The sequence below is a fragment of the Bacillus sp. MMSF_3353 genome (genome assembly GCF_030733445.1).
In the GTDB taxonomy this organism is placed as follows: Bacteria; Bacillota; Bacilli; order Bacillales; family Bacillaceae_G; genus Bacillus_A; species Bacillus_A wiedmannii.
On record NZ_JASHJA010000032.1, the window covers coordinates 11,874 to 36,352 of the forward strand.

General features: G+C 32.3%; 17 protein-coding genes, 6 pseudogenes and 1 riboswitch. Of the genes and pseudogenes, 6 read left to right on the top strand and 17 right to left on the bottom strand.

Annotated elements, in window-relative coordinates:
* Positions 1 to 119: 119 nt before the first annotated feature.
* From mgtA to RBB48_RS27845, 5 genes and pseudogenes are all read right to left on the bottom strand, one after another.
* Positions 120 to 2,810, bottom strand: coding sequence for a magnesium-translocating P-type ATPase (gene mgtA / locus RBB48_RS27825; RefSeq protein WP_306008468.1), 2,691 nt, complete (start codon positions 2,808 to 2,810; stop codon positions 120 to 122).
* 215 nt (positions 2,811 to 3,025) lie between these two features.
* Positions 3,026 to 3,560: pseudogene (locus tag RBB48_RS27830) on the bottom strand (undecaprenyl-diphosphatase).
* Between the two features lie 22 nt (positions 3,561 to 3,582).
* Positions 3,583 to 3,759: pseudogene (locus tag RBB48_RS27835) on the bottom strand (cell division protein FtsW); the annotation flags it as partial.
* A gap of 164 nt (positions 3,760 to 3,923) precedes the next feature.
* Positions 3,924 to 5,252 carry a magnesium transporter gene (gene mgtE / locus RBB48_RS27840; protein ID WP_306008469.1) on the bottom strand — a complete coding sequence of 443 codons (1,329 nt, stop codon included), beginning with the start codon at positions 5,250 to 5,252 and terminating at the stop codon, positions 3,924 to 3,926.
* 209 nt (positions 5,253 to 5,461) lie between these two features.
* Positions 5,462 to 5,638: riboswitch (M-box (ykoK) riboswitch) on the bottom strand.
* Positions 5,639 to 6,531: 893 nt separating this feature from the next.
* Complete coding sequence (locus RBB48_RS27845; RefSeq protein ID WP_306008470.1) at positions 6,532 to 8,178, bottom strand: S8 family peptidase; 1,647 nt, start codon at positions 8,176 to 8,178, stop codon at positions 6,532 to 6,534.
* Between the two features lie 420 nt (positions 8,179 to 8,598).
* On the opposite strand from RBB48_RS27845, the gene tnpA reads away from it, so the two are divergent.
* The 3 genes from tnpA (at position 8,599) to RBB48_RS27860 (ending at position 10,799) form a co-directional block, all read left to right on the top strand.
* Positions 8,599 to 8,997: an IS200/IS605-like element ISBth16 family transposase gene (gene tnpA / locus RBB48_RS27850; RefSeq protein WP_000762752.1), complete on the top strand. Its 399-nt coding sequence runs from the start codon at positions 8,599 to 8,601 to the stop codon at positions 8,995 to 8,997.
* 11 nt (positions 8,998 to 9,008) lie between these two features.
* Positions 9,009 to 10,121, top strand: a complete 1,113-nt coding sequence (locus tag RBB48_RS27855; protein WP_306008471.1) for an RNA-guided endonuclease TnpB family protein — start codon at positions 9,009 to 9,011, stop codon at positions 10,119 to 10,121.
* A 210-nt stretch (positions 10,122 to 10,331) separates the two neighbouring features.
* Positions 10,332 to 10,799, top strand: coding sequence for an RsfA family transcriptional regulator (locus tag RBB48_RS27860; protein WP_306008472.1), 468 nt, complete (start codon positions 10,332 to 10,334; stop codon positions 10,797 to 10,799).
* 117 nt (positions 10,800 to 10,916) lie between these two features.
* Here RBB48_RS27860 and RBB48_RS27865 read toward each other — a convergent pair.
* A pseudogene (locus RBB48_RS27865) lies at positions 10,917 to 11,132 on the bottom strand (MDR family MFS transporter); the annotation flags it as partial.
* Between the two features lie 287 nt (positions 11,133 to 11,419).
* On the bottom strand, positions 11,420 to 12,067 hold the full coding sequence (locus RBB48_RS27870) for a lysozyme family protein (protein ID WP_097890836.1): 648 nt from the start codon (positions 12,065 to 12,067) through the stop codon (positions 11,420 to 11,422).
* Between the two features lie 214 nt (positions 12,068 to 12,281).
* Here RBB48_RS27870 and RBB48_RS31770 point away from each other — a divergent pair.
* Positions 12,282 to 12,404 (top strand): annotated as a pseudogene (locus tag RBB48_RS31770) (histidine kinase); the annotation flags it as partial.
* A 78-nt stretch (positions 12,405 to 12,482) separates the two neighbouring features.
* Here the strand turns inward: RBB48_RS31770 and RBB48_RS27875 are convergent.
* The 4 genes from RBB48_RS27875 to RBB48_RS27890 all read right to left on the bottom strand — a co-directional run bounded on the left by RBB48_RS27875 (position 12,483) and on the right by RBB48_RS27890 (position 17,051).
* A complete protein-coding gene (locus tag RBB48_RS27875; protein ID WP_306008473.1) occupies positions 12,483 to 12,839 on the bottom strand; it encodes a YxeA family protein in 357 nt (118 codons plus the stop codon).
* Positions 12,840 to 13,336: 497 nt separating this feature from the next.
* Positions 13,337 to 15,151, bottom strand: coding sequence for an acyltransferase family protein (locus RBB48_RS27880; protein WP_306008474.1), 1,815 nt, complete (start codon positions 15,149 to 15,151; stop codon positions 13,337 to 13,339).
* A gap of 793 nt (positions 15,152 to 15,944) precedes the next feature.
* Positions 15,945 to 16,205, bottom strand: a complete 261-nt coding sequence (locus RBB48_RS27885) for a hypothetical protein (protein WP_306008475.1) — start codon at positions 16,203 to 16,205, stop codon at positions 15,945 to 15,947.
* Positions 16,206 to 16,253: 48 nt separating this feature from the next.
* Complete coding sequence (locus tag RBB48_RS27890) at positions 16,254 to 17,051, bottom strand: LysM peptidoglycan-binding domain-containing protein (RefSeq protein WP_306008476.1); 798 nt, start codon at positions 17,049 to 17,051, stop codon at positions 16,254 to 16,256.
* Between the two features lie 308 nt (positions 17,052 to 17,359).
* On the opposite strand from RBB48_RS27890, the gene RBB48_RS27895 reads away from it, so the two are divergent.
* Positions 17,360 to 17,833: a CDI toxin immunity protein gene (locus tag RBB48_RS27895; RefSeq protein WP_001283878.1), complete on the top strand. Its 474-nt coding sequence runs from the start codon at positions 17,360 to 17,362 to the stop codon at positions 17,831 to 17,833.
* A gap of 570 nt (positions 17,834 to 18,403) precedes the next feature.
* Here the strand turns inward: RBB48_RS27895 and RBB48_RS27900 are convergent.
* Positions 18,404 to 18,589, bottom strand: a complete 186-nt coding sequence (locus RBB48_RS27900; protein ID WP_001253021.1) for a hypothetical protein — start codon at positions 18,587 to 18,589, stop codon at positions 18,404 to 18,406.
* Between the two features lie 1,216 nt (positions 18,590 to 19,805).
* Here RBB48_RS27900 and RBB48_RS27905 point away from each other — a divergent pair.
* Positions 19,806 to 20,324, top strand: coding sequence for a DUF4352 domain-containing protein (locus RBB48_RS27905; protein WP_306008477.1), 519 nt, complete (start codon positions 19,806 to 19,808; stop codon positions 20,322 to 20,324).
* Positions 20,325 to 20,826: 502 nt separating this feature from the next.
* On the opposite strand, the pseudogene RBB48_RS27910 reads toward RBB48_RS27905, so the two are convergent.
* From RBB48_RS27910 to RBB48_RS27930, 5 genes and pseudogenes are all read right to left on the bottom strand, one after another.
* Positions 20,827 to 21,138: pseudogene (locus RBB48_RS27910) on the bottom strand (Rpn family recombination-promoting nuclease/putative transposase); the annotation flags it as partial.
* Positions 21,139 to 21,147: 9 nt separating this feature from the next.
* Positions 21,148 to 21,732 (bottom strand): SMI1/KNR4 family protein, encoded by a 585-nt coding sequence (locus tag RBB48_RS27915; RefSeq protein ID WP_098230687.1) that lies wholly within the window; start codon positions 21,730 to 21,732, stop codon positions 21,148 to 21,150.
* Positions 21,733 to 21,824: 92 nt separating this feature from the next.
* The gene (locus RBB48_RS27920) at positions 21,825 to 22,253 is read right to left on the bottom strand and encodes a hypothetical protein (RefSeq protein ID WP_306008478.1); all 429 of its coding nucleotides are present in this window, start codon (positions 22,251 to 22,253) and stop codon (positions 21,825 to 21,827) included.
* 46 nt (positions 22,254 to 22,299) lie between these two features.
* Positions 22,300 to 22,631: pseudogene (locus RBB48_RS27925) on the bottom strand (transposase).
* 345 nt (positions 22,632 to 22,976) lie between these two features.
* A complete protein-coding gene (locus RBB48_RS27930; RefSeq protein ID WP_306008479.1) occupies positions 22,977 to 23,669 on the bottom strand; it encodes a hypothetical protein in 693 nt (230 codons plus the stop codon).
* Positions 23,670 to 24,479: the final 810 nt, after the last annotated feature.

Below are 24,479 nucleotides of genomic sequence, written 5' to 3' on the forward strand. Positions count from 1 at the left end.
TACATATCTCTTTATAAAACATATTTAAAAATAAAAACCAAAGGACAACAAACATCTCTCTTTTGTTGTCCTTTGGTTTTTATCGTTGCCTATTCCATATTGTACTGAATTTTTTAATATTATAGCCATCGATTAAACTTCCTTATGTATATTCTCTTTATAAATTGAGTAACTAGAGCATACATTGTTAAAATTCCCAATAACCACAGAAAATAATAAAATGGAATTGGAGTTAAACCGATTTGAGTACTTAAACTGGTAAATGGAAGGGAAATCCCTATAAACATAACTAAGCCTGTAAGTATCAAAACTGGCCTAGCAGCCGTACTTTGTAGGAAAGGGATATGTTGAGTACGAATCATATGCACAATTAATAATTGTGTTAATAACCCTACTACGAACCAACCCGTTTGAAATAAGGATTGCATCTCAGGAATATTTGCACCAAATACATTCCACATTACGATAAAAATGATTATATCAAAAACACTACTTATCGGCCCAATAAAAATAATAAAACGAAATAAATCTTTTGTATCCCAACTTCTTGGTTTTACTAAAAATTCATTGTCTACTTTATCCCACGGAATTGAAAGTTGGGATAGATTATATAGTATGTTTTGACATAATATTTGAATTGGTAGCATTGGAAGAAAAGGAAGAAATGCACTAGCAATTAATAAACTTAATACATTTCCAAAATTTGAACTTGCTGTCATCTTAATATACTTCAGTATATTTCCAAACGTTGTCCGTCCTTCCACTATAGCATCTTCTAAAACATGTAAGTCTTTTTCTATAAGTATAATATCTGAACTCTCTTTAACAATATCATCTGCTGTATGGATAGATACACCAACGTCAGACTGTTTTAAAGCAAACACATCGTTAATTCCATCCCCCATAAACCCAACTGTATGACCATTCATTTGAAGTGCCTTTATAATACGGAATTTTTGACTAGGATTTAATTTTGCGAACACACTTGTTTTACTTGCAAGTTTTCCTAATACCTTATCAGGAAGACTATCAATTTCATAACCCAGTACTGGTTCTCCTATATACAAGCCCATTTTCCTACATACATTTCTTGTCACGGACTCGTTATCACCTGTTAAAATTTTCACTTGTACTCCTTTCTTTTGTAGAGTATGAAGTGCAGCGATAGCCGATTGTTTGGGTGGATTTAAAAAACCTACATATCCAACGAGTATCATATCTGATTCATCATTTATAGAATAACTTCCCACTTTATCACTATTTAATTGCTTATATGCAACTGCAACAACTCGCATCCCCTGCTCTTGCCAGAGTTCAATTAGGTGTTTATTTCTACGCTGGATTTCATCTGTCATAGGAATTATCTTATTATTTTCTTTTATAAACCTACAAATTGATACAACTTCTCTAACTGCACCTTTACAAAGCATTATTCGTTCGTTAGCATTTTTTTCTATAACAACTGAAACTCTTCTTCTATCAAAATCAAATAGGCATTCATCTATTTTGGAGTATTGAGACAGATCATATTTACTACTATCTTTTACATAACGTATAACTGATAAATCAATTTCATTTTTATAATTTGTATGGAAGTAACTATTTATATACGCTAACCTTAAAACCTCATCCGACTTCTCTCCATTTGTATCTGTATGGCGTACCAGGTCCATCTTATTTTCTGTCAACGTGCCTGTTTTGTCGGTACAGAGAATATCCATAGCTCCAAGATTATGAATAGAAGATAGTTGTTTTACAAGTACCTTTTTTTTACTCATATTAATAGAGCCTTTAGCTAAATTAGCTGTTACAATCATTGGAAGCATTTCTGGAGTGAGTCCAATTGCTATAGCAATTGCAAATAAAAAAGCCTCATACCAATTCCCATTAATACCCCCATGGATTATCATGACAATAGGAGTCATGATGATCATAAATTTAATTAATAGCCAACTAACTTTGCTTACCCCTTTATCGAATTTAGAATCAGATTTCTTGTTCAGCTTAACCTGATTCATTGCTATTGAACCAAAGTAAGTATCTGTTCCAGTACCTATAACTATTACTTTTGCTGTACCACTTATAATATGAGTCCCCATAAAACAGAGATTTTCTAATTCAATCAGATTTTGGATTTTTCTAATTTTACGTTTTTTGTACATATGGAAATACTGATTTGATTTTTCAACGGGTAATGCTTCTCCTGTTAGGGATGATTGATTTACAAGTAAATTTTCTGATGAGATAATCCGTACATCTGCAGGCACAATATTTCCAGCAGATAATTCTATAATATCCCCTGGTACAAGATCCTCAAGACCAATTTGTACCTTTCCACTTTCCTCCAATAAGGTTCTCTTATTTTCTTTATAAGGAATATTTCCCTTCCTGAGAACAGTTACCTTTTCATATACAAGATTTTTTAATCTTTCTATAGACTTCTGAGAACGAATTTCTTGGATGAACCGAATTAACACGCTTAACGTCACCATGATTCCCACAATAATAGTACCTTTTATATCATTGGTAAAAAAAGATAACATCCCTAATATAATTAGAAGAGAAATAAACGGACTTCTAAAAGAATTAAATAATGTTATATACCATTTTATTATTTTTTGAGAAACTACTTTATTTTCTCCATACACTTCAAGCCTCTTAGTAGCTTCCTCGTGAGACAGCCCTTGAGACGTTGTTTTAAAAAAATCTAACGTTGATTCAACATCACTTTTTGCAATTTCACATAGCATCTTATAATTTTTGCTTAATACTTCCTGATTATAAAAATATTTTTTATTAGATCTCAACAAATTTACCTCCTATCCAATAAATAGAATCCCCTTGTTTTAAAACTACATTTTTATAATTTACCGGAATTTTCAATTAGTTTCAGAAGTGCAATAGCACTTAAATAGTATTATTCTCACCATAAATAGTAATTTTTATTTATAAGTTCCCTCTTATTAGCAACAAAAATTTTGAATATAATATGGCCTTTCGCTAGTATAGTAGTGTAGATGCTTCATTAATTATTATTGAAATTTATTTTAACTATATAATGGATTATGAAGGCCCACATTGATCCTAAAACAGCTCCTATTAATACATCCAGCGGATAATGAACTCCTACCCAGACCCTTGAAAAAGCAATTAAAAAAGCTAACAATACAAGCGCTTTCCCTAAACGTTTTTTATATAAGCATAAAGTTATAGCTAGTGCGAAGGCACTTGTAGCATGGTCACTAGGAAAAGAGGCATTAGCGGTATGCTCAACAAGTTGATTTATATTCAAATGAGAAACAAATGGTCGTTCTCTATAAAAAAACAATCCAATAATTCTATTCAATACAAAAGCAAAACAGCATGCCATAATAGCTTGAATTACACAAGTTCTATTTTTATATTTTTTGTTTAACCAAAGAATCATAAATAATAGTATGAACATATACTGAGCATATTCAGCAAAAAAATCATTAAATAATTGATGTATATATTTTCTCCCACGTACTCATTTATATACCGAAATCCATTATAATCAAGATTGTTATCAAATTTAACATTTCTCCTCCACAAGCAAATATATTACCTGTTCATTTTATTGAAAATTGAGATATTTATCAGTGTTCCTATCGCTATCAAATAACTTCCATTAAACCCAATAAACGGAATAAAAGTGCCTGTAAGGGAAAAAATTCCTGTGACACCTCCTAAATTAACAATAGATTGAAGACCTATCATACTCCCAATTCCTAAAATTAATAATACAAAGCCTAGATTGTTTTTTTTTTTATCATTTTAGCCAAGAAGACTCCTTCCTCAAAGAGCGTGAAGGGTCACAGCCCAGTGAGTAGATGGGAGATGAATTGGCTTCGAACAAGGGATGATAGGAACGATCGTAGGTATAAAAACTTAACATAAATTTCTTATAAGCCTAGTAACATTTTTGCAATGGTAAAGTACAGAATTAACCCCGTTCCATCGACTAATGTCGTAATGAACGGACCTGAGATAACAGCTGGATCCAGCTTTAACTTATTTAATATCAAGGGTAATACAGATGAAACAATAGACGACCAAATAACAATGAACAATCCAGTAATAGCTACAACTTGTGCGACTTCTGTACCTACGCCTAAAGTGTACGCACGAATTAATGCCGCCACGGCTAATGTAACCCCCAGTAAAATACCCACTAAAGCCTCTTTTTTTATAACACGAAATATATCTTTAAATTTCACCTCATTTAGAGCTACCGCTCGAACCAATGTAGTTACGACCTGTGTACCTGTATTTCCACCAGTTCCAATTAACAATGGAATAAAAAAAGCCAGTGCAACTACATGAGTCAAGGTTTCTTCATAATGTCGAAGTACAGAACCAGTATATGCTTCTGCTACAAACAGAAGTAATAACCAACCAATACGTTTACGGTATATTTGCCAAATAGAGGTTTCGAAATACGGCTTATCTAATGGGGTGCTTCCTCCTAATTTTTGAATATCTTCAGTCGCTTCTTCTTCGAAAACATCCATTGCATCATCAAAGGTTATGATACCTATCATCCGATTATCCATCGTTGTTACAGGTATAGCAGATAAATCATAATCCATTAGTTTTTGTACAGCTTCCTGTTGGTCCAGGTCCACTGAGACTGAAATAACATCTGATGCCATTATTGATGATAAAGTTTTATCATCTGAAGCTAGCAATAATTCACGAATAGAAACAATTCCATTTAGCTGACCACGTGTATCAAGAACATAAATATAAGAAATTGATTCTACCCCTGCCCCAATTTTTCTAATATGCGACAGCGTATCTTTCACTTTCCAATTTTCCCTTGCAGCAATATAGTCAATGGTCATTAAACTGCCCGCTGTTCCAGATTGAAAAACTAACAGACTTCTAATTCTCTGTTGAGATTCTTTAGATAAAAGTTGTATCAGTTTTTCAGCCTGAAGTCGATGAATTGAAAGAATTACATCAACAAGGTCATCAATAGATTGCCTAGCTAATAGCTCTTCTCCTTTATCCATAGGTACATTGGTGTAAATATTATATTGCTCCTCTGGAGTAAGGTAACTAAGAATTTTCGCACCTTTTTCAGCAGGAAAGTATTTCATTAAAGATATCTGATCTTTATCATGAAGTTCTTTCATTTCCATTGCAATATCATAGGATTGAATTTTTATAAGCTCTTGCACTAAATTTGTATCTTTTGTTGCTAATAATTGTTGTAAGCATTTTTTCATCGTAATTCCTCCTTAAGGACAGTGGTACTTGGTATCATTTTCCCACTTCTAGGAAAACTAATTTCTTAATAAATATGGGATCAATATCATCAATCATTAGTCTTCCCCCCTTTTATAAAAGATTTATTACAAATAAAATTTTGCATATAAAAAACCTCCCTTAGTAATTCAACTAAAGGAGGTTGCTAAAAAAGACATAGCTAAATAAAGCTCATTCCCCCTAGTTGAGTTTTGGCACTATACAACGTAAAGGATGAATCATTCATCACTTAGCTATCTTAAGAAGAGCCTTAATCCGACAATTCCTGTTCTACCCATTGGCATCTTTCGATATTTTTGGGCAATAGCCTGTGTTTGTATAGGAGCCTCACCTAACAGGTCATAGATATCTCAAATTTTTTGTTCGTTTCGTGTTAAAGCATATCTACTATTTTTGAACTTGTCAAGTAATAACAGAACTTATTTTTTCAATTTTTTATATTATGGCATTCCCAAATCATAGATATAAATTTCTGTATACAGTTTTATATTTATACAACAAAAACAACGATTTATGCATTTAATTCTATAAAACATTAAATTAATTTCCTTTTTTATTACACCTGTCCTGGCGCTTTATTATTAGAAATTAATATAGGAAAATAATATTGTAGCAAGAGAAGGAGAATGTAACTATAAATTTGTTGTGTACTCCACGTGATACTCAAGTATATCTAACAATAAAAGCAATACAAGATAAAATTTCACATGTATTTGGTGGTATAGACCGTACATTAGATACCGTTGAAAATTTTTTGGATATTCCCGCCACGTTTACAGAACAGGATTACCAAGACCAAGCTGATGCTATTCATTTGGAAAATAGATTGGATATACAATTCACAACCTAATAAAGAAAGCGTTCAACGGATTTTGAAAGATTTAAAACAGAAATTACAAAAAAAATAAGAGTTTTTCAATATATTTTATTTCGAATGGCGGAGACTAAAAATTAAATGAAAATTAAGTGTATATGCAGTTGATTGGACTATATCAATATCAACAATTGCCGTTATGCCTATATTTGAAAAGATATCCCAGTTCTAAATTTAGGATGTGGCTACACTCATAGTTGTTTAATTTTTGATATAAGATATACCTTTACACTAAAAATATCCACTGGATTACTTTTCCTTATCTTATGATTAAAAGTACAACAGAAAGGCACTTATGCTACTACGCATAAGTGCCTTTCTCACTAGTATTATAAACAACTAGTTATTTAAGGTTCTAACCACCATTATTCTGGGAAAATAAAGCTAGAGTCCCCTTCACTATTAGCGGAATCTTCTTTTGGGAATGTAATAGTAGATCCTTCACTTCCCTTATTCCCTTTATTTATTTCTTGTTCCTCAGGAAATACAATGGAAGAATCATTACTTAAGTTTGGTGAAAAACCAAGTTTAGATAAAATGGCTTTTAAGTCAGGTAAAACACCAATTTTATCAGAAGTTGGATCATTAGATTTCGTTCCGGTGCTAGAATCACTTAAAATATCCCTAAGCTGTCTTGGTGTATATACCCTTCCCTGATTATTTTTTGCAATTCCTTGAATTGATGCTGCAGCACCAGCAATAATAGGCGATGCACTAGACGTTCCGCCAAAGCTGGATGTATATAGATTTGCTGTAAATTCACTAGGTTTAGCATCTGTTGTGTCAACTGCATTTCCCCAACCATACACATCTACTCTACTACCATAATTAGAGAAGTATGAACGTTTATGAGGGACCCTTGCAGAAGCTGCACCAACCATAATTGCCCCTGAATCTTTAAAATCAGGACTATTGCGATTTAAAACTTGTTTACCATTACGGTCTCTAAATTGATCCAAGTCGTTTCCACCGTTTGCACCTGCTTCAATAATAATTCCCTTATTTGTTCCCATACGAATTGCATCAAATATGTCCGGTTTTACTTCCACAGGAAAATAATTCTTATCTCCATATCCATCGTAAGTTGCTTGTGCCTCTAGTAAAAGAATATCTCCAGTTTGCATATTTTTAACCGCACTTAAAATAGCATCAGCTGTATTATACTTACCGTTGTCTCTAAACTGAGATACAACCTTTACCTTAGCTTTTGGTGCAATCCCAATTCCACCTATGCTATTATCCTCTGCAGAAACAATTCCCAAGACTGAAGTACCATGATCATGGTGTTCACTCTTGTTCTGTCCAGACATCAATTCTATCTTCTGATTCACTAAATCTTCATGACTTAATAACCAACCATACTCCATGTCTACAAAAGTTGTTCCTTTTCCGTCTCCACCATTTATACTCCAAGCATAAGGTGCATTAATTCCTAATGGAGCTGGTTCAAGGTAACCTTGCCTTGTAAGTCTAGGCTCATCATATGGATTAACAGATAGACTTGGTAAACGCCCTTCAGGTGGCGTTTCTTCTTCCTGTAGATAGGCTGTCTCAATAAGAGATGATTTCTCAAACTTTGCAAGTAAGGCTTGTACATCAATATCACCTTGGTTTTCTACAACATAATAGTTTAGCAAATTGGAAGAAATATGTTCGGAGTCGTTTATTCCTCTACCTAAATTTTTAATTTCTTTAGGGTTTAAAGAACTAAAAAGTCGATTTATAGTTACATTTGGATATTCGGTTAAAATTCTAATTAATTCAGGGTCTTGTTCTTCTTCTTTAATGAATTTTTCTATTCCATCCTGATATGGCAAATTTGCTTCATTTTTAAATTTCAAAATTAATTGTTTAGTAGCTTGCTTATGTACAGTAGAATTCAATTGCTTATTTGAATAATTGTAACTAGCTGCATAGGCAACTTCTGATTTATCACTGGGAAGTAGTCCACCCACCCCATTAAATGCTGTTAACGCAATTGAAGAAACTATAATTCCCTTAAAAATTTTCAAAATTTTCACCTCTTTTAATTTATATATGATTATAAAATGCTTTATATGGCCTTAATTCTTTTTTATATAAGCTTCTTATATTTCCAACTCCGTTCATTTTTTAATATTTGCTTATACATCATTAATACAACTACTTCATACCATCAAACCTATTAATTTAGCTGCATAACTGTAACCACTATAGTTACATCAATATTAAATAGTCAATCTAATTTTTTATGCAATTTCGCATTTTAAATAATACATACTCCTAATTATTTTAACGAATTTCCCGAAAGAGTTCTCCTTCCTCAAGCGTGTGAAGGGCGTAGACCAACGGTAGGTGGGAGATGAATTTCAGTTTGGCGTAACCAAAAGGTTTTCCTTTTTATTTTGCCTCTGATATAATCAGTCTTATAAATTATAAAGGCTGGTATATAAATGAAATTAGATAGTAATAACCATTCAGTATTCTTGTTGTATTATCACCTTGTGTTGGTCGTAAAATACAGAAGAAATGTGTTTGATGATGATATGTCAGACTATGCAAAAGATATGTTTGTTCGACTATCTGAAAACTATAACATCACATTAGTTGAATGGAATCATGATGTAGACCATGTTCATATTTTGTTCAAGGCACACCCGAATACAGAAATGACAAAATTCATCAATGCTTATAAAAGTGCAAGTTCTCGACTTATTAAAAGAGACTTTCCACAAGTGAAAAAGAAACTTTGGAAAGAGATGTTTTGGTCAAGAAGTTTTTGCTTGCTAACTACTGGTGGTTCGCCAATAGACGTAGTAAAAACATATATTGAAAATCAAAGTGAAAAGTGAGGTGAAATGATATGACAAAGCAGAATAAAGCATATAAATTCCGTTTGTATCCAACAGAAGACCAAGCACACCTTATGCGTAAAACCTTCGGTTGTGTACGTTTCGTGTATAACAGAAGGTTAGCTGAACGGAAAGAAGCGTATGAAAAACATAAAGATGATAAGGATCAACTAAAGAAACAAAAGCTTCCCACTCCTGCGAAATACAAAGCAGAATTTGAGTGGTTAAAAGAAGTTGATTCATTAGCTTTGGCAAATGCACAACTAAACTTGCAAACTGCCTATAAAAATTTCTTTAGTGGTCAAAATGACTTCCCAACATTCAAAAGCAAAAAAGACAGAAAGTCTTATACAACGAATGTAGTGAACGGAAATATTATGTTGCTTAACGGTCATATCAAATTGCCAAAACTGAAAATGGTACGTATCAAACAGCATAGAGAAATACCACAAGACCATATAATCAAGTCATGTACGATTTCTATGACACCTACTGGTAAATACTATGTGTCCATCTTGACTGAATACGAAAAAGAGATCGTACAAAAAGAAGTAGAAACAGTTGTTGGATTAGACTTTGCGATGGATCAATTATACGTCAGTTCTGAGGATGAGAGAGCCAATTATCCTAAGTTCTATCGTGAAATGTTAGACCGATTAGCAAAGGCTCAACGAGTATTATCAAGACGTACAAAAGGTTCAGGGCGTTGGGATAAACAACGTATCTGTGTAGCTAAGCTGCATGAAAAAGTAGCAAACCAACGTAAGAACTTCCTTCATCATAAGTCTAAAGAGTTAGCTACTCATTTTGATGTTGTAGCTATTGAAGATCTAAATATGAAGGGAATATCGCAAGCACTTCATTTTGGAAAAAGCGTCGCTGATAATGCTTGGGGTATGTTCACTTCTTTCTTAGCTTATAAACTAAATGAACAAGGCAAACAGCTTGTGAAAATAGACAAATGGTTTCCTTCCACAAAAACATGTAGCAGTTGTGGAAATGTGAAAAATATGTCATTGTCTGAGCGAGTCTATTCTTGTATATGCGGTGTAAATCTCGATAGAGATTATAACGCAGCTATCAATATCAAAAATGAAGCAATACGCCTATTGGCGTTAGCATAGATAGCAATAAAATAACCCTTGGAACAAGGGAGTTAGCTCGGCTGTCTTAGGACGAATTCGTTAGCTACCAAAAGTAACGACTAACCGAGAAGCCTCCACTTCAACAGTCCGTTAGGACGTTAAGTGGCGGGTAGTTCACGATAAGTTAAACTTCTATCATTTTAAGTAATTGCATATATGTAATATAAAGCATGTAAAGGAGGTCAAAACGTGGTAATCTCAAGGCAAGATTCCTGGACTAACGATAACGATTTACTTCTCGCATCAACAGTACTCCAGAATATTCGTAACGGTGGAACACAGTTAGCTGCATTCAAAGAAGTAGCAAAACTACTAAATAGGACACCTGCAGCTTGTGGATTTCGTTGGAATTCATACGTAAGAAAACAATACCAAGAGGAAATACAACAAGCAAAACAAAATCAAAAAGTGGGAAACAATATTTCTCTCTCTCAACAAAAAAAAGAAACAAACTCTTTATCTATGACATTAGATGATATTATTCTCTTTCTACAAAATTATAAAAAAACAAATGAATTTACAAACTTACAAAACCAAATAAAAAATTTAGAAGCAGAAAACCAGTCCCTTCTACAAAGCGTAAATATGTACGAAGAAGAGTATCGTATGTTACTTAATCATATTGATAGGTCAAGAAGTTTAGTTGTAATTGATTAAAAGAAGCAGTAAATTACTTTTATATACTTAGGTCGTAACCTAAAAAATTTATATATATGAGTTAATTTAATTCTTAAAACATAAAATTTAATTTTCAACTCATTAACAATATTAAAATTAAGATGTTTGTTTTATAGGTATTTCTTTACTTCTATTCTCAATAAGTCTGTCTAAAAGTAAGTAAATAAATCCAGAAATAATACAACCTACACCTAAGATTGTAAATAACATATGTCCTAAAAGCTGATCCAGTAATACACCACCTAGTAGAGGTCCAAATACATTACCTGTAATCCATTGCAGATTAGCCGCTCCCATATAAGTCCCCCTCAAAAAATTGCAACTATATTTTAAATCCACTTTTAACCCTTAAAACAAAAAGAACTTGTAGGAATCTCTACAAGTTCTTTTTGTTTTAAGGTAAAAATACGGGCCAAACAAACTATCTTACAGCTTGACTGTAGAAACTTTAGGGGTAATGCTTTGACAAATATATTATATAACAAATATTAACATCTACGAGATTTATTTTTGAAAATTATGTGAATTAAGAAAGGAAGTAGTTTTTTTCTTAGATATTTTTGTTAATAACTTGGTATCATTATATTTCATTCTGCAACTTATTTAGAAGAGCTATGTACATTTCGAAGAAGTTCTTCAATAAGTTTTGTTTTTTCATTTACCTTTGTGGCATATGTGAAATCACCATAACAATATGGATACCTAAAATTATTTTTATTTCCACCACAAGTATACATCGCTGGATTTTGATCAACTTTCATCTTAGAAAACTTTTTGGCTGAATCCTCCGAGTGTTGTTTAACTTCTTGACTAGCAACAAAATCAATATACCCTGGCCCCATATTATAGCTTTGAATAATTGTATCCATGCTAACATCCTTGTCCGTTCCATATTTGTACATTTTAGCAAAGTGTTTTACCCCTTGTTCAATGCTCAAGCTTGTCTCTTGAATTTCATTTGGCTTTAATCCAAGTGATTCGGATGACTGCATAGGATCGTTTCCCTCACCTCTACTCTCTTGGTACATAATTCCTAATAAAACTGCTGTTTTCTCTCCTAAATTATATTTTTCTAATTCTTTTTTCAAGGTAGATTCATATTGCAATACACGTTTTTCGGTGGCTAGCGCTTTATTTTGTTGAATATTGGTTTTATGATTAAAATATAGCATTCCAAGTATTATTCCTAAGCCCAAAATACTAATAAGGAACACTTTTATAATTTGTTTTTTACTTGTATCCTTCATATATTCCTCCTCGTATAAAAAATTCAATTTTTCAAAGGTAATTGGTTATTTACAAACTATGTAATGGACATCTATCTCCCGCCCTTTTTAGACTAAAACATCAATACTTTAAGGTTTTAAGTTTAATATAAAAGTTTAAAGATAAGGTAAAGATAAGGTAAAGATAAGATAAAGGGCATTTTTTATACGTACTTTAAAAGATATTGGTACAAAGGGATATGTGGGACAATTTGTTGATATAAACGGATTTAGTAATAAAGGAAAGGTTAACGTGCAAATTATTAATTATGGAGATATCATTCCGGAAGATTTACCTTATCTTTTCAATATGCTTTATATAAAAAACTACAACATAACATATAATAAAAAACGGCGAACCCTCCACGTAGGAGAATCCACCATCACAAATAAATGATTATTTCACACCTAGTTTTTCTTTTGCTTTCTTAGAAAGCTCGTCTTCCTGCACTTCCTCCCAAGCGGTTACACCTTTTTTCTCTGAGTGATATAAACGTAGGAATGCTTCTTTACGAAGATTCTTTTGTGCCATAAATTGTAACTCTTTTTCTTTACCTTCCTTATCAAAACCCGATAATGTATATTCATACTCCTTTCCCATCACTTTACCATCCATAGATTTTGAAACTCCCTCTTTTCCATCCATTGTAATTTGAACGTAATACTCATCTTTACCCATACGATTAATATCACATCCAACTAGCAGACCTGCAAATACAACTAAAAGACTAAAAAGTGCCATATATTTTTTCATATTGTTCACCTCATTGATTTTCTATGATACTGTAATCTTAATCTGTTCTCGTTTGAAAAAAAATTCAAAAACATTACGTCAACCTTACATTTTCGAAAGATAACAAAATTACCTATATCAATGTTTATAAATGAGATATTTACTTAATCATAGAAAATCATTTAAAAGATTACTAACTGAACTGATACATTATCTAGTAAGAAAAATATAATTAGCCCATTAAAGAACCCTATAGAACAGGTTTATTAACCTGTAAAGTGACAACCACTTTTTCAAAACCACAGAAATTCAACATTTTGGTTATGCCGTACGTATAGTACAAGGCATCGACATCATTCATGTCCCGTACAAAAAAGCGAAGTCTTCAACTAAACTTCGCTTTTCAATGTATTATGAATTACAGGAATTATTGCTAAATGCCAAAAATTTATTTTTCCAAACATAGATTTTTTTTATTTCAGCTAACTTTGCAAAAGAATTTGACAAAATATAATTAATTATTGATTAACCGCTTTAGCCACAAGGACTGCGTATGCTTCTGCACCTATATTGGTTAAATGCACACCATCAGGTGCAAAGTAGTCTTTCTTTCCAGCACTTGCTGCATACCAATCAACTAGAGTTACATTAGGATATTTAGGTACTGTTACTTTCAGTCTCTCGTTCACAATTGATTCCCACGGACGTGGCACTCTCGTATTAATAAATATTATTTTACGTTCGTTTCCAATTAATTTTATTAATGAAACAAGTTGCTCAGTAGTAAAGGCTCCATTTGTACCTAATCCGATAATGACATAGTTTCCTAAATTCCCTTCATTTTTTAACTGTTCAACTACCGGAATCGCTTTTGACAGCTGACGACCAATTTGCGCATCAATCCTAATATCAGGAAAAGTATTTTTTAAATATGGAGTAATATCAATCATAACGGAATCGCCTATCGCAGTAACTGTGAGCGGATTTTTAGGTTGTGCAGAATTTACTTCTTTTGATTCCCCTTGATTTAGAGGCGTTTCTTGATTTGGATTTTCCCAAACAGCAACTGGATGTGGCGCCGGTTGTGTTTGTACTGCTTCCACCTTCTCTTGTTGATAATTCTCCTTAGCCTTACTAGCATTTGATAACCCTAAGACTGCTATTGACGAAAAGAATAATGAACAAACTAAAGCTAACTTAACACCTAAAGTGATATTTTGAAGTCTTAAGTTCTTAAACTGAATGTTCCGGAGCGCACCTTGTCGGATTGGTTTTTCGATAAACTTCCATGAAATTTGCGCAATCAATATGATTAAAAGAAATTGAAGGATTGCTCTTATTATTGAAAAATCCCCCGTATTTACTTTTGGAGTCGTTAATGTGAGAATTGGATAATGCCAGAGATATATGCCATACGATCTTACCCCTACCCAACGTAAAGGTCTAAATCGTAAAAATTGAGCAATGCGACTAGTTGGATGAGCTAGATTTGCCACTAACAATGCTGTTGCAATTGATAAGAGAACCATTCCTCCCTTGTATAGAAATGGATCATATTGATTGGTCTTCCAAAACATAACCAAAATAATAATAAGAGCAATGCCCCCCACTACATCAAGGATGAAACGCGCCTTCGGGATAATTTTATTAGCAAGCCTATTGCTTGGCCAAACTAAAGCAAGTACCGCTCCGATAAGTAAGGAAAAGGCCCTCGTATCTGTACCATAATATATTCTGCTCGGATCAACTCCAGGTTCATACAAAATTGCCATTGCCAAAGCTGAAGCAAATGCTCCTAGACAAATCAATAAAATCATACGAGATTGTTTTTTTATGTAGTAAAGTCCTAAACTAATAATAAACGGCCAGACAACATAGAATTGTTCCTCGACTGCTAACGACCAAAAATGATTTAATGGAGAAATCTGGTTAAAATTATCAAAGTACGATAATTTATGATAAATATACCACCAGTTACTAACATAAAATAATGCCGCTAATGAATCTCCACGCATTTTTTCAAGTAAAGAGCTATGAAAAATCGTAATCCATGCCAATGTTATAACGAGCATAACAAGCATTCCTGGAAGCAATCTTCTTGCCCTACTAAGCCAGAACTTTTTCAAATCAATTCTCTTATTTCTCTTCCACTCCATGGCTAGAATATCTGTAATTAAATAACCTGAAAGTACAAAAAATACTGTAACTCCTAAAAACCCTCCAGGCATCCAATTAAAATTAATATGATACAAAATAACACCTAGTATAGCTAGACCCCTTAGACTGTCCAACCCAACCATATAACGACTATTTTTTTTAAAAGGTTTAGTCATCCTATATTCACCTCTATTTCTTGGTAACTAGGTTAATAATAACGGCATAAAATGCTATTAATTTCCTAAAATCATATAAGCTAAATAAACCATTACAAACATCATTTTGTAAGGCTTTTTTTATATTTACATGCACAGCAATACATACTTTATCACGTTATCTGGCTCTGTTGTGAAAATTTTTATAGTAGGTGTTTTTCCTATTCCTAAACAAGAGGAATTTGCCCAATCAAAAATTTATATACCGTGTGTCTTAAAGTAAAATTTTGATACGTTTTTACAGAGATACCAAGGCCTGTGACATTTTGAATATAATCGATAATGCATATGTAAAAGATTTTGCATATGAAAACATTATAAAAAAAAGATATGTATAATTGCATATTTCTCTTACTGATAAAACGCTTTCATTTTTAGGGAAATCCTCTTTAATATTTTTAATCTCTTTGTTAGCTTGATAGCGAAATGGTACAGCAAACAAACCATAATCGGGATATTTCAGCAAGTATCAATTGGAAGAATGAAGGGATAAGGCTTCTAACCACTATAATTATGGCGATAACCTACTAATAAGTTAGAATTCGATTGAGCCCCTTACTTATCAATTTCCCTCGTCTATACGAGATAATAGTGGGAATAGTTCAATAAGGGGATAATCTTCATAAAGTAAAATGACGCGTAGACTTTGAGGATTTCTGGATGTAATAATCAGCTCGACAAATCGAGCTGATTATTTTTTGAGGATTTCATCATTCTTTTTGATTTTGGGGCCATGTTAAATTATATAAAAGTGCTAAAATTCAAAAGAACGTGTATAAAAAGTGACAAACAAAAGATATATTGTTAATAGCAATAATATTGATACACAAGTAAAATACACGATAGAAATACGCTTTCTATTCTCTTTCCAATAACGAATACCGGCAATTATAAAACTTACTATCACCATGCAACAAATCCCTACCAAAAACACCAATACATACTCGTGAATAATAACACCACAAATTAAAAATATAACTGCTAATATTGCTAATAGTGAATGAACTACACGCAAAAATAACCTCTCCTTATCTCATTGGAAACATATTAATGTACTATTATTTTATTTAGCAAACAGATGGTTTCCAATTTGTGCAACGGTTTGACGTGTTGTAATCCATTTATCAGTCGAGGTTTTGGGATTGTAGAAATAAAGCCAATCAGAATTTGTTCCTTTTGAAGTGAGAGCCTCTTCTACTGCCATTCTTGCTTCCTGTGTAGCAGGCTGATTAATCCTACCGTCTGTAACAGGAGTAAATGCATAACCATTTTTAATGGGTTCATAAATTACATCTGTAATTGTATTTGGAAAACCATTTGCGTTAGCACGATTTAATACTACCTTTGCAACTGCAACCTTTCCTGCATGCGGTTCTCCTCCTGCTTCTGCATTTACTAATCGAGCCATTAAATCCACTTCTTGTAATGAAATACCAGTATCAATCTTTAAGTGCTGACCGATAAAAATATGGTTTTCGTCTACGTTATTGTTTTGTTTTATTGACTGTATTGAAACCTTATATTGTTGTGATATAGAACTTAGTGTATCCCCGCTTTTCACTTGGTAAATTGCTTGATATGTATTAGTTGAAACTGTTGAATTATTTTTTTGAACATATTTGTTTGCAGTTGACGATACCGGAATTGTTAAACGTTCTCCAATATTAATTTGATCATTTGCTTTATTGTTTTCTTGTTTAAGTGATTGTACAGAAACCTCATATTGTTTACTTATTGCTTCTAGGGTATCATTCTTTTGAACCGTATAAACCGTTGAAGCCGCAGTCCCTACTGGATTTGTTACTACTGTAATCATTGCAGCAGATAATGGTAACCAGGTTTTCGCCTTACATAACTTCATTCAAAAAAGCCTCCTAAAAATTATTAAGTACTCTTAATATGTTTAAGTTAAAACAAATCAAGCTATCTATAGCGTAACAAAACATTGAATTCAAGTCATTGAATTTGTATTTCTATATAATAACTGAGTTGCTTACGATATTGAAATTGAATTATTATAGTTATGTTTCAAAAGGATTGAACAATCTAATTCTTAAACTAAATATGGTGAAAGTAGAGGCTGATTTCAATCGCCTAATAGTTTCTTTCCAAAGAACTATTTCTATATGCTATACTGACTCCTAATTAATTGTAGAAGGAATGATAAAAATGAGTGATAGATCCTCAAGACGATGGAAAATGCAACAAAAATTACGGGCACTGAAAACCAAAAATAACAATGATACAAACCCTTTGTTTAATGAATGTATTGAATCCCTCGGAGCAGAAACTCTCATTTTCTCTCAAAATAAAAGCCAACAGATTGTAAATACTTTAATAAATTCATTTCCTATAACTGTCTCTGGAAGAATAGATTGGGAACAGATAGACAATCAATTAATAGCTTTAAATAAAGAGCAACTAATTTCCCTTATTAAAGAAAACAAACCAGATTTTGATGAACAGATTTTTATATTATGGGATAATAATGAAATCCCTGTAATAAGCACAAATCTTGATAAAGTATTCCAATCACTAGTTGATATTGATGCAGTCAGTTTTTATTTCTGGTTATTGGATAAAGAATATAAATTTATAATTGAAATAAAAAATGAAGAAATGATTATGGTTGGATTTAGCTAATAATCCAATCCACTTTCCTCATTCTTTTTTTCTATAAATGAGCTTTTTCCACCGAAGTTATGTCGCCTTTAGCAATACGAGTACCTCTTTCAATTTCATGATCTTGCATAATTTTCCTCTTTAGGAACTTCATTGTTAACAACCAACACTCCGACTTCTCCGTGGCAACTACTGTCCACCGTTCCAAGAACATTGTGTTCCTCGTTATACCGATACGGGGATGTACCTGCAATTCATATCCTGGTAGAGCCTTAAAAACTTATATTTTTGGGACACTAGCATGTTTCTTTTTTCATTTATAAGTTTAATATTTCTTATACGGCATTTGGATTTTGCGATGTAATTTCAATCGAGAATGGGAATTCCCTCTCACTACTTGTCTATTGTCTTGTTATTCGCTTTTTCCTAGTGGGTTATAGCAAACGACAAGACTATTATTTTTTCTTCTAATCCCGTACTTATATTCTTTGATTTTGTTATTTTTCCTTAACAACAAACAAGACGCCAACCAGATCACGGAAGCGCCTACAATACTTGCTATAAACTTAACTAAACTTATTTACCTTCACGTCATTTACTTCTTTGTTTCCATACCCCATTCTCTTTACGATAAGTATTCTTTCCATTCATGAATCCCGCTGTATTACCAGGAATGCTATATTTTTTATTCTTAGCTTTCTTCTTCATTCTCTTTTCTTCTTGAACAGCTTGCAGATCCACCTTCCATTGTTTTAACAAATCCTCTTTACGTCGCATCGAATTTGTACCCCTTATATTGAAAAATAAATTGAATAATCATATTATATACATTTAAATATATTTTTCAATAAAAAGAGAGCCCCCCGCTATCGGTGCTCTCAATGTGAATCGGGGTTATCCTGAGCATTGAATAGGACACGAAGAACTCGTCCTATTACATAATATGCTTGTCCTTATAATAATGTGCATTAAAAAAGCACCCTCGCACAGGTTCCAAATAATACATATACTTTGAATTAACTAACATGTTCGAAAAGACCTTTCCATATCATTGTATGATTATAAATTATCTTTATACTTAAATGACTCCTTAAGTATGTTTAATGTATAATTTCTATATAACTAAAAAAAAGCACCTGCATCATATAACTTTCTATTTTTCTTAACTATTCGCTTTATGTTTGGTGGTTGGGAGAAAACCAAGAATCTTCTCATTTATACTCCGTAGGTCCAGTCAGTACTTCTGTTGTCCCCTCACCTTCGCTAACCAATTATGGTTACGCAACATGATACCTACTAACAAATAAATCTATATATACAGTTGTAAAAATAAATGGTTAAGTGTTAAAATTGCATAGGTACTCTTTAAGGAGTTCTCATATAAATTAACAAGAGTTTAAAAATTCTCGAATCTTAGCCCCTTGGAGCGCCCTCCAAGGGGCTAAACTAATTAAAATATAGATTATATGCACCTTTATCATTTTCATTGACTCCATATATTGCATATACGTAATATTTTTGTGAAACATCACGAGTTTCAAATACAACATTTTAAAAAAAACTCTTATCTTTCCATAAGAGTTCTTTTTTTAATAATGCATTTGTTTAAATTCTTAAATTTGGCCAGACAGTCCAGTAATTCTCAATACTTTGTCAATCTTCCTGATTGTCGAAACCCATATACATAATTATTTTCACCTTATCATCCTAATAATAAAATAGTAAAAAATAGATGAAGTTATGTACCAACAAACAAATTTTACATGAATCAATTACCAAAAATAGATAAAATTTTTGGCTATAGCGCATTTACCTTTATGAATATGAGATACAGACGAAATACGGGGAAAGATAGGTCATAGGACAGAAATGAAATCTGAAACTTCCAAACTATCTTTTTATTTCTGTTAGACATAATATGACAATATAAAGATATATAATGTGTTATTATTACTGTTGCAATCTTAAATTTTACATAATTGGAGGAACAAACGTGGGAAAAATATTTAAGTTTGGATGCCTAGGCATTATAGCTTTATTTGTAATCGGAATAATTGCTATGGTTGCTGGTGGCGGAGATTCAACAGAAACAACTTCAACAGACACTAAAGCAGTATCAAAAGAAGGTGTATCTTCTGATGTGAAAATCGCTGTAGGGTCTATGGAAACAGTAGATTCTGTGGGCAATGAATATACAAAAGAACAAGCACAAGGTGTATTTAAAATTTTAGAAGTTACACTTACTAATAATCAAAAAGACGCTATCACTGTTGATGCTAACAGCTTTAAATTAGTAGATAGTAAAGGTCGCGAATTTACATATTCAATACAAGGTCAAACATCTTTTGACTTAGCTAACGGTGGAAAAACTGACTTCTTCTTAAAACAATTGAATCCTGGTCTAACACAGACAGGTAAAATTGTATTTGATATACCAAAAGATGCTGAAGGAATTTTCTTAAAAGCTAGTGGTGGTATGACGGGTAAAGAAATTAAGTTAAAAGTAGAATAGTAAAAAGGTACTCGAAAGAGTACCTTTTTTCTCACTGACCACCATTACATAACGCGGGAAAATAAGATGTGGATGAGAATTCAATACATATTAATAAAATTAAGACGGTTCAAGTTTGAGAAGGGCTCCTTAAGTTAACTATTCTTTTTGGAAAGTAACTTTACACATAGAAAAAACCTCATATATTGAGACCTTATAGTAAACATTTTAGTATTTTCTTCCTACAAAATCTCAGCGAGAAGAATCATAAAAAAACATATTGAATTACTGAAGAATTCTGTTCTCAACATTACATTAGATTTGCATCATATTTATTAATCGTGAATACATTTCACGTTCTTCTTTCGAATTTTTTATATAATTGTGAGCAGCATGAAAAACATCAAAAAATTGATTAAGAAAAAGCACTGCCAAAATCTTCAGCAATGCTTTCCCATTAAACGTACTATGATAACGAACGTCTATTTTTTTCTACTCATGAGTTCTATATACTCGCATATATTTATTTTAGATTTAAGATACTTTTTATTTCCTTCACACTCAACTTACTTGCTTTTGCAATAGTTTCAAGCGGTACACCAACTTCATACATCCCTCGGATTATCTGCATCTTACCTTGCTCAATTCCTTTTTCCATGCCCTCTTGTTCTGCATGCGCTAACTTAGCTTGTTCATCTAGAAGTAATTTCTCTCGAGCTTCATATGCTGTTCGGAAAGAAGAATCATAGCTCATATTTTCCCCTTTATTTATTGCCTTTTGTAAAATTGGATCTTGATTCATCGCAATCTCCTCCAATATTTGAGTAAAATTCTTCACACATTATTAAGATTCTTCTTCGTCTAGAAAATTAAAATTACCATCAATAAGACTCTGTAAATACTCATCAAAGCTGTTTGCAATCACTTCATATTCATCAGGATCATGTAAAAAACGAATGATTTGACCACATACACCTTCATCAGAAGGGTTAAAATCAATATACAGCTTTGATGTTCCACCGTTGTTCATACAATCTGAAAAGTGAATATACGTGCCAGGGAGAAGTCCTTCTGGATTTATCTTGGAGTCAACAGCATCCTCGTCATCTTGGTATTCTAAAAGATAGGAGACGTCTTCTTCTTCTTTTGAACTTTCAATCATCTCCTGTGTAGAAAGCAAATAATATGGATACTCTTCAACATCTGAACCTAAAATACATACCGTGACTTCGTTTTCTCCATATTTCCGCCAATATGTACCATCGATATTTTCAAGTAAAGTGATTAATGATTCTGGACAATTTGGATATTTCGTCCTTAATATATCAATATCTCCTTTTGTAGCACCGTATGCTTTATTTAGTGCTTCGAGATCATCTGTTGATAATGCTGCTTTCAAACCGTTTAAAAATTTGTTTACCAAATCCATTATTTTGTCCTCCCCAAAAACAAATATAAATTTTCTTAGTCTATATACCTAACATAAATAAGATTTGACCTTTAACCGTTTACACATCTAATTTAATTAGTACCATTACGTTCTAGCTCTTCTCGATTAAAGTATTGTTCTAGTAACTCTTTACCTGTTTTGATTGTAGTATAGTACTCTCCACCATACAGTTTCCCTTCTGATGGTTTATGGAAATCTTCGTATTTAAGGAAGTCTTCATTCTCTTCAAATGATTTCTTTGCAATTTCCATGTCTTCTGCTTCTATTTTAGCAAACAATCTACCTATACCGAATAACCCTTCATCATCAATACTTTCTTCTACAAGATAGTGTTCCTCTTCCTCTATAGGTGTCATTTTACTTCTTCTAACAGAATATAGATGACCCGTTTCTTCTTCTCTTACCGTAATAAAAATCCAACCAACTCTTACAACTGTACAAGGTTCTAATCCTAATAGTGTATAAGCAACTACCTTTTGGTCTTTCACATATTTCCCCATTTTATCTACCCCTTGTTGTTTATCTTGTTTAAAAGTTAAAATATTTTCAACGTGGTGATACATATCTATAACCATATAAAACAGTAATTCCCTTTACTACAACTGTTTTTTTTCAATGCTTTTCACTACCTCCTTTCCTGTTAAACAATTCATATATTAAATATAAATTGCAAATTCTATAGGTTCCTTTTTGGGTTTTGCTTCTTCAAAATAATATAATTCTTCTTCATCGGCACTTAACTCTAACTCCCAATCTTCAAAGTTAGTTTTATGTATGGATAGTGCATGAGATTCAGGCGATCCTATTTCATATTTTAAGTCTTTAACAAAAACACGGTCTATGCCATGCCACTTCCTTTTTCTTCCCATTTTGGTCATCCTTTTCGTTCCTATTAATAATTTTTTCTACTTCTATTAAGCCAATTATTATCTATGAAAACATTGGAATATCTCCATTTTTATCATACAGGATAAAGAATAATTAAACCAATTATTACCATGTGTTTCTAAAGTTTTTTGAAATGGCGTTATTACTTTTTAACAAGTTTATTATTCGCGTACATCAAGTGTACAATGATATTTATTTTGCCATTATTGAAACAGAGTAAGATAGTAGCTAGTTCATCTTAAAGCGAGCTTTTTAATTCTAAATACAAAGAGCTATCATCATTAAACATGATGATAGCTCTTATATTAATCCAAACTAATTTCTTGATTATTTTTTTATAAATCCCCACCAACTAAAACAAGTTGTAATTGTTCATATATTTCCTGTGTATCAGGTGTACTTTCTGCCTGCTTACGTTCACGTTTAACTGTAGTATCATTTTCCACTAGTATTTCTTCTTTAGTTTCTGCGACCATTTCTATGTGCTCTAGTACAGCTACACGCTCTAAGCCTTCCATTTCATCTAAATCTTCTACATCATCTGCATCGTCAATTATTTCTAATCCTTCTGTTTTTATACTCTCCCTCTGTGCTTTTTTCAATTCAATTACTGCTGGTTGCTCTTGTACTATGCTCTCTTTTTCAAGGTTAAATTGAGCAACTTCAATTACCTCTAAAGGTTTATTTTTAGTATTTGAAATTTTATTTGCTTTTGCTATAGCAATTTTCACTTTCATCGCTCTTAATGAAGAGGATATTTTATTTAGTATTCTTCCTAATCCATAGAAACAAATTGCCTCAACTATAACACCCATTGCAATTCCAAAAATCCATGAGCTTGAAAAATACCCAACTAAGCTAAATGTTATAACTCCTGGTAAATATAAGCTAGCATAGGCTATTAAATTAGGTATAGCTTTTTCTACTGTTAATTTGAAGCTATATTTAATTATTAAATATATAGCACTTAACCCCACTATTAAACCAGCCAGATTTAATAATAAATTTTTAAAAGTTTCACCTATCATTGTAATTTCCTCCCTTTATGAAAGAAAATGCTCTAAAGGCAAATCTATTAGAGGGTTATAGGATGGTTTCACCTCATGTAAAACCTTCTCTACTATAATTTCTGCATATTTAAGCATGTAATCAGTTAAACTATTACCCTCTTCTAACACGCTTCCACAATCCGCCTTCGGAAACAAGATTTTCTACTCTTTTACCATTTCACTAATACAATAATTCATTTCATATTCATTGAAATTGAACTTTAACACCTAGAAATATTTAAATAACTTATTGTCATAATAACAAGGTACAGTCTCCATCTCTTTTTTCTCTAATAATCTTTGATAAATAGATTCTCCCAATTATTGTGCAAAGTAGTAAGGAAACACACTGTCCTATATCCGCAACAACATGTGCAAAGCAAAAGGCAGATTGATATGTTTTACCTTCTACTAGAACTTCTATCATCTGCTGATGAGTACCAGATCTCTCAACTTCCTCTAAAATCTTAGCTATTCGCTCAAATCCATTTAGTTCATTCGTTTTAGTAGTAACATAAATTATGTTTCCTCCTACTACTTAGTATGAAATTTGTTTAATAAGTTAGTGGAAGTGTTACAAGCCCTTTAGAGTAACTGCATAATAAAATTCCTTTTCAAATATATACAACACCCTTCATCCTTTCCTTATAGAAATATCTATATAAACGGCATAAGCCTAATTGTTTTTAAACACAAAAAACCCTTTCGGGTATATGAATTTTTGTAAGCAAGGCTGCTTTACAAAGTCATTTCCCCGAAAGGGTTGTAGTATTTATGGATTATAAAAAA